Annotated in this window: 16 protein-coding genes; 8 read left to right on the top strand and 8 right to left on the bottom strand. The window is 72.4% G+C overall.

Annotated elements, in window-relative coordinates:
* Positions 1-177: 177 nt before the first annotated feature.
* Complete coding sequence (locus ACFRU2_RS07575; protein WP_382968874.1) at positions 178-579, bottom strand: hypothetical protein; 402 nt, start codon at positions 577-579, stop codon at positions 178-180.
* Between the two features lie 46 nt (positions 580-625).
* On the opposite strand from ACFRU2_RS07575, the gene ACFRU2_RS07570 reads away from it, so the two are divergent.
* Both ACFRU2_RS07570 and ACFRU2_RS07565 read left to right on the top strand, forming a co-directional pair.
* Entirely contained in the window at positions 626-1030 is a 405-nt protein-coding gene (locus tag ACFRU2_RS07570; RefSeq protein WP_382968871.1) for a hypothetical protein, read from the top strand.
* 80 nt (positions 1031-1110) lie between these two features.
* Positions 1111-2604 (top strand): condensation domain-containing protein, encoded by a 1494-nt coding sequence (locus tag ACFRU2_RS07565; protein WP_382968869.1) that lies wholly within the window; start codon positions 1111-1113, stop codon positions 2602-2604.
* A 27-nt stretch (positions 2605-2631) separates the two neighbouring features.
* Here ACFRU2_RS07565 and ACFRU2_RS07560 read toward each other — a convergent pair whose 3' ends face one another.
* Both ACFRU2_RS07560 and ACFRU2_RS07555 read right to left on the bottom strand, forming a co-directional pair.
* On the bottom strand, positions 2632-3861 hold the full coding sequence (locus ACFRU2_RS07560; RefSeq protein ID WP_382968866.1) for an RNA polymerase sigma factor: 1230 nt from the start codon (positions 3859-3861) through the stop codon (positions 2632-2634).
* An 87-nt stretch (positions 3862-3948) separates the two neighbouring features.
* Positions 3949-4308, bottom strand: a complete 360-nt coding sequence (locus ACFRU2_RS07555; protein ID WP_327251158.1) for a YciI family protein — start codon at positions 4306-4308, stop codon at positions 3949-3951.
* A gap of 204 nt (positions 4309-4512) precedes the next feature.
* Between ACFRU2_RS07555 and ACFRU2_RS07550 the strand changes: the two genes are divergently transcribed.
* On the top strand, positions 4513-4887 hold the full coding sequence (locus tag ACFRU2_RS07550) for a hypothetical protein (protein WP_382968863.1): 375 nt from the start codon (positions 4513-4515) through the stop codon (positions 4885-4887).
* Between the two features lie 4 nt (positions 4888-4891).
* Here the strand turns inward: ACFRU2_RS07550 and ACFRU2_RS07545 are convergent, their stop codons facing one another.
* Entirely contained in the window at positions 4892-5161 is a 270-nt protein-coding gene (locus tag ACFRU2_RS07545) for a hypothetical protein (protein WP_382968861.1), read from the bottom strand.
* Positions 5162-5255: 94 nt separating this feature from the next.
* On the opposite strand from ACFRU2_RS07545, the gene ACFRU2_RS07540 reads away from it, so the two are divergent.
* The 3 genes from ACFRU2_RS07540 to ACFRU2_RS07530 all read left to right on the top strand — a co-directional run bounded on the left by ACFRU2_RS07540 (position 5256) and on the right by ACFRU2_RS07530 (position 7140).
* A complete protein-coding gene (locus ACFRU2_RS07540) occupies positions 5256-5594 on the top strand; it encodes a thioredoxin family protein (protein ID WP_382968859.1) in 339 nt (112 codons plus the stop codon).
* Positions 5595-5716: 122 nt separating this feature from the next.
* Positions 5717-6907 carry a cytochrome P450 gene (locus ACFRU2_RS07535; RefSeq protein ID WP_382968856.1) on the top strand — a complete coding sequence of 397 codons (1191 nt, stop codon included), beginning with the start codon at positions 5717-5719 and terminating at the stop codon, positions 6905-6907.
* A 5-nt stretch (positions 6908-6912) separates the two neighbouring features.
* The gene (locus ACFRU2_RS07530; RefSeq protein ID WP_382968853.1) at positions 6913-7140 is read left to right on the top strand and encodes a ferredoxin; all 228 of its coding nucleotides are present in this window, start codon (positions 6913-6915) and stop codon (positions 7138-7140) included.
* A gap of 41 nt (positions 7141-7181) precedes the next feature.
* On the opposite strand, the gene ACFRU2_RS07525 is transcribed toward ACFRU2_RS07530, so the two are convergent.
* Both ACFRU2_RS07525 and ACFRU2_RS07520 read right to left on the bottom strand, forming a co-directional pair.
* Positions 7182-8930 (bottom strand): cation:proton antiporter, encoded by a 1749-nt coding sequence (locus ACFRU2_RS07525; RefSeq protein WP_382968850.1) that lies wholly within the window; start codon positions 8928-8930, stop codon positions 7182-7184.
* A gap of 161 nt (positions 8931-9091) precedes the next feature.
* Entirely contained in the window at positions 9092-10126 is a 1035-nt protein-coding gene (locus ACFRU2_RS07520; RefSeq protein ID WP_382968847.1) for a BtrH N-terminal domain-containing protein, read from the bottom strand.
* 112 nt (positions 10127-10238) lie between these two features.
* Here ACFRU2_RS07520 and ACFRU2_RS07515 point away from each other — a divergent pair, with 112 nt between their 5' ends.
* Both ACFRU2_RS07515 and ACFRU2_RS07510 read left to right on the top strand, forming a co-directional pair.
* Positions 10239-10592, top strand: a complete 354-nt coding sequence (locus ACFRU2_RS07515; RefSeq protein ID WP_274547246.1) for a DUF1304 domain-containing protein — start codon at positions 10239-10241, stop codon at positions 10590-10592.
* On the top strand, positions 10589-11164 hold the full coding sequence (locus tag ACFRU2_RS07510) for a TetR/AcrR family transcriptional regulator (RefSeq protein WP_382968844.1): 576 nt from the start codon (positions 10589-10591) through the stop codon (positions 11162-11164). The genes ACFRU2_RS07515 and ACFRU2_RS07510 overlap by 4 nt, the downstream gene beginning before the upstream one ends.
* Positions 11165-11203: 39 nt before the next feature.
* Here ACFRU2_RS07510 and ACFRU2_RS07505 read toward each other — a convergent pair whose 3' ends face one another.
* Both ACFRU2_RS07505 and ACFRU2_RS07500 read right to left on the bottom strand, forming a co-directional pair.
* The gene (locus ACFRU2_RS07505) at positions 11204-11728 is read right to left on the bottom strand and encodes a kinase (protein WP_382969598.1); all 525 of its coding nucleotides are present in this window, start codon (positions 11726-11728) and stop codon (positions 11204-11206) included.
* Positions 11729-11823: 95 nt separating this feature from the next.
* On the bottom strand, positions 11824-12030 hold the full coding sequence (locus tag ACFRU2_RS07500) for a cold-shock protein (RefSeq protein ID WP_250739345.1): 207 nt from the start codon (positions 12028-12030) through the stop codon (positions 11824-11826).
* Positions 12031-12033: the final 3 nt, after the last annotated feature.

The raw sequence follows: 12033 nt of genomic DNA, 5'->3' as shown, positions 1-12033 counted from the left end.
CCTGTCCGGGCCGCCTCGCCGCCATCCCGGATGTAGTGGAACATCCGGGCCGGCGGCTCTCCGGGGCGGCCAGGTTGATGATCAGGTGTTGGATCCCGACCTCGGGGTAGGCCTCCAGTTTTTGAACCCTCCCCCAGCTGAAATTCAGAGGGATTCCTGGCTCACGCTGCCTACGAGTCAGCGACTCGACAGGTCTTCCACGATCAACACCAGCCGGGTTGGAACCAGCCCGGTTTGGTACGGCAAAGCTTGGAAATGCCCGTGCCGTCTTGGTTCTCGATCGACACGGTGTACGCGCTTGGTTCTCGCCACGCACAGCGTGCACCCTACCCGATCGCGTGGGCGGCCTTTCGCCCTGAAGGCGGCGAGCCATGCGGTGAGCGCCTTGGCCTCCACAGGGGTGGGAGCGTCCTGCCCGGTGGCCCGCGAGGCCAGCCAGCCGATGCTGCCGCAGCAGTCGCTGCCCTCCAGTTGGGCGGGCCGGCCCCCGATCAGGAGCAGACTGGCTCCGTCGTTCCCGGTGACCTCTATGAGACCGAGGCCTTCGGGGACCTCGCAGACGACGGAATCGGTGGGCATGGGCCGAGTCTGCCAGAGCGCGTCCACGGAGAGAGAAGGGTTTGTGATGGCGGTCGAGCCGTGGGTGACCGGACTGGTCAACGGCATTCTGTACAACGCGATGTTCCACAGCGACGGTTCGGCGCTCGACGAGGATCTGGTCCGGCGCTACGCCGTCGCCCTGCGGGAGAGCCCCATCAGCGGCGAACCGCTGCGCCGGCAGGCGGCGGGTCTGCGCGCGGCGGTCGCCTCCGACGCGCCGCTCGCCTCGGCGTTCGAACCGTATCCGGGATGGCGCCCGTACGACGAGGCCGAGTTCCGCGCGTTCTTGATCCGCCTCGCGGAGGCCGTGGACGAGAGCATCGGCCCGGACGCACCCGATGTCCCCGACGCGCAGGAAGCCTCACGCCCGCATCCGTGCCCCCATCCGCGTCCGAAAGGTCTGCGCGCGCTCCTGCGCCGCCTGCGGTGAACACTCCGGCGCGCGTCACTTCCGTGGCCCGGGTGTCGTTAGGCGCTCGGGGTTGACTCGGGGGTCGAAGGGATGACGGAATGCGGCAGTTTCCTCTGGAGATGCACCACATGGCACCCGGCCGGGTCGTCGAGTGGCGGTTGCGGTCCACGGCCGGGGCGCAGTCTCCCGGCCCGGACGGTGCGGACGGCGCGGCGGACAGGAGGGCCTCCTTCAACCAGGACAAGCACTTCACCGTCGCCGAGGAGAGCCGCGCCGCCGACGACCCGACCGCGTCGTGGATCGCCGTCACCTTCGAGGTCGCGGGCCCGCTGGACGAGGACGCCCTGACCGGCTCGCTGCTGGCGTTCGTACGCCGCCACGAGGTGCTGCGCTGCGAGTTCCGGCGCCTGGCCGGGGAGTTGGCGTGCGCCCCGATCCCCGCCTCCGAACTGGCCCTGGACACCGTCCCGGTCGCCGCCTTCGACCGCACGGAGGAACTGACCCGCTTCCTGGTGGAGCGGTTCAAGCGGAGCATCGACACGCTGTCCTGGCCGCTGTTCACGATGGGCGCCGTCCTGCGCGAGGACTCGGCCACCGTCTACCTGGCCTTCGACCACATCGTCTGCGACGGCATGTCGATGCCGATCGTGGTCCAGGAGGTAGAGCGGGGCTACGAGGCCCTGCGCCGCGGCGAGTTGCCCGACCCGACGCCCGCGCCGAGCTATCTCGACTTCGCCGAGGAGCAGCGCGGCCGGTTCCTCTCCATCGATGAGCACGACGAACGTCTCGGTTACTGGAAGGAGTTCATGGCGAGCGGCGGCGGCGAGTTCTTCCCGCGCTTCCCGCTCGAACTGGGCGTGGAGCCGGGCCGGATGTACTCGATCGTGAACGAGGCCTCCCCGCTGCTGGACGCCGCCGAGGCGGAGGTCTTCGAGAAGGCCTGCCTGGCGGTGGACGGCAAGCCGTTCATGGGCGTGCTCGCCGCCGTCGCGGTCTGTCTGCGCGAGGCGGGCGGGCCGGGGGTCTACCGGGGGTTCATGCCGGTGAGCGAGCGCGGCCGGGCCGGGTGGGGCAACTCGGTCGGCTGGTTCGTCAACACCATGCCCATCGAGTTCGACGCCTCGCCCGGGCGGGACTTCGAGCAGGTGATGGCTTCGGTGCGGGCGGGCTTCAACGAGATGATCGGCCATCTCGACGTGCCGTTCGTACGGGCCTGGGAGCTGCTCGCACCCCGCGAGTTCGCCGCCCGCTCCTGGCCGTACCCGGTGAACTTCTTCTCCTACATCGACATGCGCAAGTGCCCGGGCGCCGAGCGCCACGAGGACTGGCGGCCCACCTCCCACGTGTGGTCGGCCCAGGCCAACGGTGCCTGCTCCTGGTTCCAGCGGGACGCGGAGGGGCTGCACATGAACTCGATCTACTCGGACACCCCCGCCGCCCGCCGCACCATGGACGGTTTCCTGGAGGCCCTGCGCGAGACGGTCCGGGAGATCGCCCGCCACGGATCGTTCCGCCGCCCGATCGCGCTGACCCCGCCGCGCCGGCCCGCGCGGACCCCGCTCGACGTGGCGGCCTTCGCCCGCCGCGGCTGATCCCGGCGCGACGCCCGACGGTGCGCCTCAGAGGCGGGCCGCGCGGGCGCGCAGCAGGGCCTGTTCCCGGGCGTTGCGCGTGAGGGAGGCGGCGCGTTCGAACTCCGCGCGGGCCTCCGCCGGGCGGCCGAGCCGCTCCAGCAGGTCTCCCCGTACGCTCGGCAGCAGGTGGTAGGAGCGCAGGGCCGGTTCCTCCGTCAGGGCGTCGACCAGGGGGAGCGCCGCCGCCGGGCCCTCGGCCATCGAAACGGCGACGGCCCGGTTGAGCTCGATCACGGGTGACGGGATCAGCAGGACGAGCCGTCCGTACAGGGCGGCGATCGTGGGCCAGTCGGTGTCCTCGTAGCAGACGGCGTCGGCGTGACAGCCGGCGATGGCGGCCTGGAGGGAGTAGGGGCCGGTGCCCGCGCGGTGCAGGGCTTCGACGCCGCGCCGGATCAGCAGGCGGTTCCACTTGGACCGGTTCTGGTCGGCGAGCAGCACCGGCTCCCCGTCCGGGCCGGTGCGGGTGGCGATGCGCGAGGCCTGGAACTCCAGCAGCGCCGCCAGGCCGTGCACCTCGGGCTCCTTGGGCATCAGGCCGGCCAGGACCCGGGCGAGGCGCAGGGCGTCCTCGCACAGGGCGGGGCGGACGAGGTCGTCGCCGGCCGTGGCGGAGTAGCCCTCGTTGAAGACGAGGTAGATGACCTCCAGCACGGAGGCGAGGCGCTCTTCGCGGTCGGCTCCGTACGGGACCTCGAAGGGCACCGCGGCCTTCGCGAGCGCCCGCTTCGCCCGGACGATCCGCTGGGCGACGGTCGGTTCGGGGCAGAGGAAGGCGCGGGCGATCTCCTGGGTCGTCAGGCCGCCCATCAGCCGCAGGGTCAGGGCGATCCGGGCGTCGGTGGCGAGGACGGGGTGGCAGGCGGTGAAGATCAGCCGCAGCAGGTCGTCGTCGATGGACTCGGGGTCCGCGAGCGCGGCATCGTCCTCCGGCGGGGGCGCGTCCTCCAGGGTGCGGCCCACCTCGGCGAGTTTGCGCGCGTAGGTCTCCTTGCGGCGGACGAGGTCGATGGCCCGGTGTTTGGCGGTGGCCATGAGCCAGGCCCCCGGCTTGTCGGGCACCCCGGAGGCCGGCCACTGCTCCAGGGCAGCGACCAGCGCGTCCTGGGTGATCTCCTCGGCGATGCCGACGTCGCGGACGATCCGGGCGACGCCCGCGATGATCCGCGCGGACTCGATCCTGAACACCGCTTCGACCGCTCGGGTCGTACTCACTGCCGTCACGGCTACCCATCAGAGCAGCCGTGACGAGGCAGGGCAAACGGCGCGGGTGGGTGCGGCTCCGAGCTGCGCCGCCGGCCGTCAGCTTCCGTCGAGCTGACGGAGCTCGGCGCCGACCGTCCAGTTCTCGGGGTGGATCTCCAGGAAGCGCTTGGTCCACTCCAGCGCCTCGTCCTTGTCCTTGCACTGCATGAGGGCGTACCCGCCGACGACCTCCTTGGTCTCGGTGAAGGGTCCGTCGGTGTAGCTGAGCTTTCCGCCGGACCAGGTGACCCGGGTCCCTTCGGAGGTGGGGAGCAGGCCGGCGGTGTCGAGCATGACCCCGGCCTTGGTGATCTCCTCCATCAGGGCGCCCATGCGGTCGTTGAAGTCGGCCGGGAAGGGGGTGTCCGGGGTGAGGTTCTGCTCGTCGATGCGGATCATCGAAAGGAAGCGCGGCATGGTGACTCCTCGGTGGTGGAGGACGGGGCCCTTCCCCGCCTCTCACCCCTGCGTCGAACGGGAGACGCCGGGATCGACAGCTTCCCGGAAAAATCTTCGGAGATTTTCGGGACGCGCGCGGCGACGGGGATTCCGGTCGCCGCCCCACCCCCGGCTACCGGCGAGTAGGATCACCGGGCCCAGGCCCCTCCGAGAGGATCCCCGATGCCGCGCACACCCTCCTCACCGCTCCTGCTCGCCGGTCTGCTGGCGGGCTCGGCGGTGGCGCACGCCGTCGTCCCCGAGCAGTTCGACGCGATCGTGCCGCGCTCGCTGCCCGGCAGCCCGCGCCGGTGGACGTACGCGAGCGGCGCGGCGGAACTCGCGCTCGCGGCCGGGGTGGCCCACCCGCGCACCCGCCGGGTCGCGGCGCTGGCGACGGCGGCCTTCTTCGTCGGCGTGTTCCCCGCGAACGTCAAGATGGCCGCCGATGCCCGCCACCGCTCCCCCGCCCTGCGGGCCGTGGCTCTGGGCAGGCTGCCGCTCCAGGTCCCGCTGGTGCTGTGGGCCCGCAAGGTCGGCCGCAACGCGGCGGGCTGAGGCGTCAGCGGCTGTCGCCCGTCCAGTCCCAGTGACCGGGATCGGCGGCGCGACGGCGGTAGTGGGCCCGGCCGCCGGGACCGTAGCGCCCTATCTCCGTGGGGAGCCTGGCCTCCTCGGCGAGCTGCGGGGCGCTCCACCCCGTGACGTCGAGCAGCAGCCCGTCGAGCGGCCCGCCCACGAGCTCTCCGTAGGCGTGCCCCGGGAGCGGACCCGGGTCGGGGTCGTCGTGGTCGGCGCCGTAGACCCGGCGCCGGAGCATCCTGTCGTCCATACCGGTCAGCTTCACAGACGGCACTGACAACGGCCCCCAGCAGGGATGATGGGACCCGTTCGGATCGCACGGCGCACGAAGCGGAGCACCATTCATGGCTCGTCGGGTACACCAGCCACTGGAGGACCAGGAGTTCGACTTCATCCTCGGCATGACGGACGGGCCGGTGCTCGCCTACTTCTGCGGAAGCTGGCCGAAGGCCCTGGAGCCCTGCCGCGCGATGGACACGGTCGTCGCCGCACTGGCGCAGGAGTACGGAACCCGGCTGACGGCGGTGCGCGTGGACATCACCCGCTGCCCCGCGCAGACCAAGCGGTACGAGGTGACGGGGGCCCCGACGACCGTCCTGATCGCAGGCGGCGAGCCGGTGGCCACGCACGCGGGGCCGATGACGGCGGAGGAGCTCCGGCTCTTCCTGGACGCCCGCCTCTGATCGCACCGCTTGCGCCATCCGGGCGAAGCGCACGATCTGGCCGAAAGTCACGTGGATCGGATAGGTGCCTGAGGCATGTAATGGATTCCGGCGAAACGGAACCATCGCGTGCGAGGTGCTGCATGTCCGAGAAGACCATTGCCTTCCCCCAGGACCGGACCTGTCCCTACCACCCGCCGGCGGCCTACGAGCCGCTGCGGACGGGCCGGCCGCTCTCCCGGGTCACCCTCTTCGACGGCCGCTCCGTGTGGGTGGTCTCCGGCCACGCCGAGGCGCGTGCCCTGCTCTCCGACGGCCGGCTCTCCGCCGACCGGCAGAACGTCTCCTTCCCCGCCCCCACCCAGCGGTTCAAGGGTCTGACCAACCGGCGCGCCGCCCTGCTCGGCGTCGACGACCCCGTCCACAACACGCAGCGCCGGATGCTGATCCCGAGCTTCTCCCTGGGACGCACCGCGGCCCTGCGCCCCCGGATCCAGGAGACCGTGGACCGGCTGATCGATGACATGATCGCCGCGGGACCCCGCGCGGAACTGGTCGGCGCCTTCGCCCTGCCGGTGCCGTCGATGGTGATCTGCGCCCTGCTCGGAGTCCCGTACACGGACCACGAGTTCTTCGAGAGCCAGTCCCGGCGGCTGCTGCGCGGCCCGGAACTCGCCGACGTCGAGGACGCCCGGGAGGAGCTCAACGGCTATCTGCGCGAGCTCATCGGCCACAAGCGCGAGCACCCGGGCGAAGGGCTGCTGGACGAGCTGATCGTGCGGCGGCTGGAGACCGGCGAGACCGATGTGGAGGAGCTGGTCTCGCTGGCCGCGATCCTGCTCATCGCGGGGCACGAGACCACGGCCAACATGATCTCGCTGGGTACGTTCACGCTGCTCCGCCACCCCGAGCAGCTGGCCGAGCTGCGCGTCGACCCGTCCTTGCTGCCGGCGGCGGTGGAGGAGCTGATGCGGTTCCTGTCGATCGCGGACGGCATGCTCCGGGTCGCGGCCGAGGACATCGAGATCGGCGGGGTGACCGTCCGCGCCGACGACGGGGTGATCTTCTCCACCTCCGTGATCAACCGCGACGAGACCGTCTTCGCGGAGCCCGACACCCTGGACTGGCACCGGCCCACCCGGCACCACCTGGCCTTCGGCTTCGGCATCCACCAGTGCCTGGGCCAGAACCTGGCCCGCGCCGAGATGGAGATCGCGCTCGGCACCCTCTTCGAACGGCTCCCCGGCCTGCGGCTGGCGGCCGAGCCGGACCGGATCCCGTTCAAGCCCGGGGACACCGTCCAGGGCATGCTCGAACTCCCCGTGGCGTGGTGAGCCCGGTGAGTCCGACGCATCCCCCCGGCTCTCCCGCGAGCCGCGTCTCCGTCGACACGGACCTCTGCATCGGGGCCGGACAGTGCGCCCTGACCGCGCCGGGCGTGTTCACCCAGGACGAGGACGGCTTCGGCGCGGTGCTGCCGGGCCGCGAGGACGGCGGCGGCAGCCCGCTGCTGCGGGAGGCGGCGCGCGCCTGCCCGGTGTCGGCGGTCAGGGTCGAGGAGGGCTGAGCGCAACGACGGTGCCGGACGGCGGCGCGCCGCCCGGTGGCTCAGTGCCGGGTGGCGGCGCCCAGCCGCTGGAACATGGCCTCGTCCAGGTCGAGCCCCTGCTGGGCCTGGTTGATGGCCTGCGAGCTGTAGACCCCGGTCGAGCGGGCGGCCAGGACGGCGTCCCGCGAGGCCGCGATCACACCGAGGCGCAGGTCCACGTACTGTTCGCGCACGCCGTCGATGCCGACGGGGACGCTCCCCTCCCCCTCCTTTCGGTCGAGGCGGGCGTCCTCGCGGACCTTGGCGAGGACCTCCTGCGCGTACGGGCTGCCGTCGGCCCGGACGAGGCCCGGCTCCTCCAGCGCGGCCCGGCCGGCCGCGGCGACCTCGTCGAGCAGCCGCGCGTACTCCTCCCGGAAGCAGACCGGGTCGTCGCCGGAGATCTTCGCCTTCCGGATGACGGCGGGCAGGGTCAGACCCTGGAGCAACAGGGTGCTGGAGGCGACCACGAAGGCGATGAGCAGCAACTGGGGGCGGTACGGGGTGTCCTCGGGCAGGGTCTGGGCCGCGGCGACGGTGATCGCCCCGCGCATCCCGGCCCAGGCCAGGGCCACACCGCTGCGCCAGCCGAGGCTCTCGTTGACCTTGAAGTCGACGTCGGCCGAGACCCGGGTGACGCGTTGCTTCATCTGTTCCCTGCGGCGGGGCGTCAGCTCCCGGCGGGGCCGCAGCGGATGGGCCGGCTGCTCGGCCTCCGGGGCGCCGAGCCGGTCCATCAGCCAGTCGAGCCGCGGCTTCTTCTCGGCGGCCCGCTGCGCGTCCTTGCGCAGGGAGGCGATGAGCGGGGCGACGAACACCATGCGCGCCACGATGACCAGGGCGGCGGCAGCGAGGCCGATGAACAGGGCCCGCCAGGCGCTGAGGCCGTCCGCGGCGACCTCGTCGAGGAGGCCCTTCAGACCGAGTCCCATCAGGAGGAAGACCGCGCTTTCGAGCAGGAAGGCGAGGGTGCGCCAGTTCATGGCCTCGGCCAGCCGGTCCTGGGCGCTCAGGAAGCGCGGCGCCTGGTGACCGGTGACCAGACCCGCGACGACCACCGCGAGGACTCCGGAGGCGTGGAACTCCTCGGCCGGCAGGAAGGCGACGAAGGGCACGACGAAGGAGATCGCCGTGTTCAGCAGGCTGTCCTTGAGCAGGGCCCGGACCCGGACGTTGACGAGGCCGACGACGATGCCGACGGCGGTGGCGAGGGCCACCGAGAAGAGGAAGTTCCCGGCGACCCCGGCCAGGGAGACGGTTCCGGCCATGGCCGCGATCGCGGAGCGCAGCAGCACCAGCGCGGAGGCGTCGTTGACGAGCCCCTCGCCCTCCAGCATGGTCAGCAGCCGCGACGGAAGGCCGAGCTGTTTGCCCATGGAGGTCGCGGCGACGGCGTCGGTGGGGCTGACCACGGCGCCGAGGGCGAAGGCGGCGGGCCAGCCGAGGCCCGGCATGAGCCAGTGGAAGAGCCAGCCCGCCCCGAGGGTGGTGACGGCCACGAGCAGGACCGCGAGACCGCTGATCGCCTTGATGTTGCGGCGGAAGTCCGACGCGGGCATGTTCACGGCGGTCGAATAGAGCAGGGGTGGCAGCACGCCCGCGAGGACCCACTCGGGCTGGATGGCGAGCGTCGGCACTCCCGGTACGAAGCTGAGGGCGATGCCGACGACCACCAGGCTCAGCGGGGCGGCGAGGCCGAGCCGCTTCGAGAAGGCGGCGACGGCGACGATGCTGCTGACGCCGACGATCGAGACGAGGGTCATTTCCATGGGCGGTACGGGGCCTTAGGGGTGCTCGGGGACGGTTTGTCCACCGTACGCCCACGGGTTTTACCGCGTCAAAAATTGAGCAACTCAACTTTTAACGCGGGACCCGCTACCCCGACCCGCGACCCCGAACCGCGACCTCGAACCGCGACCTCGAACCGCGATCACTCTCCCGGCGCGGCCTCCGGCAGCAGTCCGACCGCCTGCCGCTCCAGCACCAGGGCTCCGTCCACGAGCTCGGCGCAGGCGTCGAAGAGCTCCCGCCGCCCCGCGGCGGCCGCCCCGGGATCCGCCGCACGGGCCAGCTCCGCGAGCCGCGACCACTGCCGGCCGGAGTCACGGAAGAGCGCGGCCGCCTCACCGTGCCCGGCGAGGTCGAGGAAGTCCGCGTACAGCGGCCGGGTGGCGCCCGGGGCGGTCCACTCCTCCTCCAGGCAGGCGTACAGCCGCTGCGTCCCCAGGGCGAAGGCCTCGGGGGTGGCGAAGCGGCGCTCCCAGCCCGTCTTGGTGGTGGTGTCGCGCAGCTGCGCGGCGAACTTCTCCATGCCGGAGAAGCCGAAGTTGACGTCGAAGTGGTTGCCGAGCACCGGCCCGGTGAGGCGGGAGACGGTGGCGGCGATCGCCGCCTCCGGGTCGGGTTCGCCGGCGGGCTTCCCGGTGGTCACCACCATCTGGTGGCGGCCCTTCTTGTGCCCGGACCAGGCCGCACCGAACTCTTCGCGGCCGATGGCGTACGGTGCGCCCGCCCCCTCCAGGCCGGCTGCCGGGTCGTCGACCTGGAAGGTGTCCCCGTCGTAGCCGACCACGGCCACCACGTACGGGTCGGCGGCGGCCAGTTCGGCCATCGGGGCGGGTCCGTGCCAGGGCAGGGCGGACCGGTCGACGGTGCAGAACACGGGGGCTCCGGCGTCGAGCGCGGCCTCGACCCGGTGCCAGCGGGGCTTGGCGCTGCGCGTGGCCTCGTACGGGATGCGCAGGCGGGTCAGGGCGACCTGGACCCAGGGGTCGGGGTGGGCCTGGGCGACGATCGTCGGCATCGGCGGCCGGCCGGCGTACTCGAACACGAAGTACATGAAGCCGATACCGCCCGCCAGGCCCGCGACCAGGGCCTCTTCGTGCACGCTGCCGAGCGCGTGCCGGATCAGCGTGGCCTCGCGGTGGCGTCCGGGGGCGAAGTCTTCATATACGAGCGCAGTCATGCGGTCAGCGTAGCCGCGCCGCGGACTGCCGGCCGCGACCCGACTTCCTGTACAGTTGTCCAGGAAGTCGCGGGGACCGCCCTCGGCTCACTCCACCCCCAGGGAGGTGGCCGTGCACACGGTCGCAACGATCCTCATCGGCCTCGTCGCCGCACTGCACGCGTACATCCTGGTCCTGGAGATGTTCCTGTGGCAGCGACCGCCCGGCCGCGCCCTGCACGGATTCGACGCCGACACGGCCCGCCTGACCGCCCCGCTCGCCGCGAACCAGGGTCTCTACAACGGATTCCTCGCCGCCGGCCTGGTCTGGTCCCTCGTCATCGACTCGCTCGCCACGCAGATCTTCTTCCTCGTCTGCGTGATCGTCGCCGGGGTGTACGGGGCCGCGACCGCCAACCGCCGCATCCTTTTCGCCCAGGCCCTGCCCGGAGCCCTCGCCCTGGGCGCGGCGCTGCTCGCCGGATGACCGCCCGGACCGACCCCCGCACCGCCCGCACCAAGGAGCGGCTGCGCGAGAGCCTCCTCGCCGAGTGCGCGGACCGGCCGCTCGGCGAGGTCAGCGTCTCGGCGGTGGTACGCCGGGCGGGCGTCGGCCGGGCCACGTTCTACCTGCACTACGAGGACCTCACCGCGCTCGCGGTGGACGCGTGCGCCGACGTCGTCCACGCGGCGGTCGACGCCCTGCACGCCTGGCAGACGGACCCGTCCGCACTTCCCCCGGCCCGCCCCCCGGCCGCGCTGGCCGCCTTCCTCGGCGGCGCGGCCGACCGGGCGGCGCTCTACCGCACCCTGCTCCTGCCGGGCGGCGGCGGCCCGCTGGGCGAACGCCTGTACCGGGAGCTGCGCGAGCGCAGCCGGGCCGAACGCGCCGCGGTGGGGGCCCCGCGCCCCGAGCTGGTGGCTTCGGCCGTGGCCGCCACCTTCACCGCCGTGCTCGCGGACTGGCTGCACGGCGACCTGCCCGCCGGCCTGGCGGACCCGGCCGAGCTGGCGGACCGGATCTGGCCGCTCCTCATCGCCCTGCACCGGGCGGGATGAGCCGTCGCGGCAAGGCCGCCCCGGGTCGGCGGGTACGGGCTACGCCCCCTCCACCGCCAGCCCGGTCTCGGCCATGACCCGGGTGACGGTGTCCTCCAGCGAGTGCTCCGCCCCGATGACGCTCTCCCAGTCGCCGGGCAGCAGGTCGAGCGGGCGGTACCACTCCCGCATCTCCGCCTCGCCGAACTCGGCGGCCTGCGGCTTGCCCGCGTGCCGCCGCAGGGTCTCCTCGAACGGCACGTCGAGGTAGTAGAAGTGCGTCGGCCCGCGGTGGGCGCGGCGCAGGGCGTCGAGCATGGGGCCGTAGCGGTCCGCGTAGAGGATCCCCTCGACGATCACGTGGAAGCCGTGGTCCAGCGCGTAGCGCGCCACGCTGCCGATGAGCCCGATGTTCGCCGCGCCGGGGGTGTCCCGCTCCCGCAGGACGACGCGGCGCAGGTTGTCCTGGCCCACGAGCGCGACGCCCCGGCCGTGGCGGTCTCGGATGCCCTCCGCCACGGAGGACTTGCCCGCGGCGGAGTTGCCGCGCAGCACGATCAGCCGGGTGTCCGGCGTGCCGGTCATCATCCGGCCCACGCTACCGGCCGGGCCGGGCGTGCGTGAGCCCCGCCGGGTCACCGGGCGGGGCTCACGTCACGGGCCGGACTCGTGAAGCGGCGCTAGCCGATGGTGACCACCTGCTCCGCCTGAGGACCCTTGGGACCCTGGGTCACGCTGTACTCGACCTTCGCGCCCTCGGCCAGCTCCTTGAAGCCGGTCGTCTGAATGGCGGAGAAGTGGACGAACACGTCAGGGCCGCCGTCGTCCTGCTGAATGAAGCCGAACCCCTTCTCAGAGTTGAACCACTTCACGGTGCCTGTTGCCATCTG

The organism is Streptomyces sp. NPDC056883, from assembly GCF_042788835.1.
GTDB lineage: Bacteria > Actinomycetota > Actinomycetes > Streptomycetales > Streptomycetaceae > Streptomyces > Streptomyces stoeckheimensis.
The sequence above is the reverse complement of the archived record's forward strand: the minus strand, read 5'-3'. Positions and strand labels throughout refer to the sequence as shown.

Bases quoted from the DNA above. Each gene is read 5' to 3' on its own strand.
- ACFRU2_RS07555 (WP_327251158.1), bottom strand. From the start codon at position 4,308: ATGCCGCGCTTCCTTTCGATGATCCGCATCGACGAGCAGAACCTCACC.
- ACFRU2_RS07570 (WP_382968871.1), top strand. From the start codon at position 626: ATGGCGGTCGAGCCGTGGGTGACCGGACTGGTCAACGGCATTCTGTAC.
- ACFRU2_RS07505 (WP_382969598.1), bottom strand. From the start codon at position 11,728: ATGACCGGCACGCCGGACACCCGGCTGATCGTGCTGCGCGGCAACTCC.
- ACFRU2_RS07535 (WP_382968856.1), top strand. From the start codon at position 5,717: ATGTCCGAGAAGACCATTGCCTTCCCCCAGGACCGGACCTGTCCCTAC.
- ACFRU2_RS07540 (WP_382968859.1), top strand. From the start codon at position 5,256: ATGGCTCGTCGGGTACACCAGCCACTGGAGGACCAGGAGTTCGACTTC.
- ACFRU2_RS07545 (WP_382968861.1), bottom strand. From the start codon at position 5,161: ATGGACGACAGGATGCTCCGGCGCCGGGTCTACGGCGCCGACCACGAC.
- ACFRU2_RS07525 (WP_382968850.1), bottom strand. From the start codon at position 8,930: ATGGAAATGACCCTCGTCTCGATCGTCGGCGTCAGCAGCATCGTCGCC.
- ACFRU2_RS07500 (WP_250739345.1), bottom strand. From the start codon at position 12,030: ATGGCAACAGGCACCGTGAAGTGGTTCAACTCTGAGAAGGGGTTCGGC.
- ACFRU2_RS07510 (WP_382968844.1), top strand. From the start codon at position 10,589: ATGACCGCCCGGACCGACCCCCGCACCGCCCGCACCAAGGAGCGGCTG.
- ACFRU2_RS07565 (WP_382968869.1), top strand. From the start codon at position 1,111: ATGCGGCAGTTTCCTCTGGAGATGCACCACATGGCACCCGGCCGGGTC.
- ACFRU2_RS07550 (WP_382968863.1), top strand. From the start codon at position 4,513: ATGCCGCGCACACCCTCCTCACCGCTCCTGCTCGCCGGTCTGCTGGCG.
- ACFRU2_RS07575 (WP_382968874.1), bottom strand. From the start codon at position 579: ATGCCCACCGATTCCGTCGTCTGCGAGGTCCCCGAAGGCCTCGGTCTC.
- ACFRU2_RS07520 (WP_382968847.1), bottom strand. From the start codon at position 10,126: ATGACTGCGCTCGTATATGAAGACTTCGCCCCCGGACGCCACCGCGAG.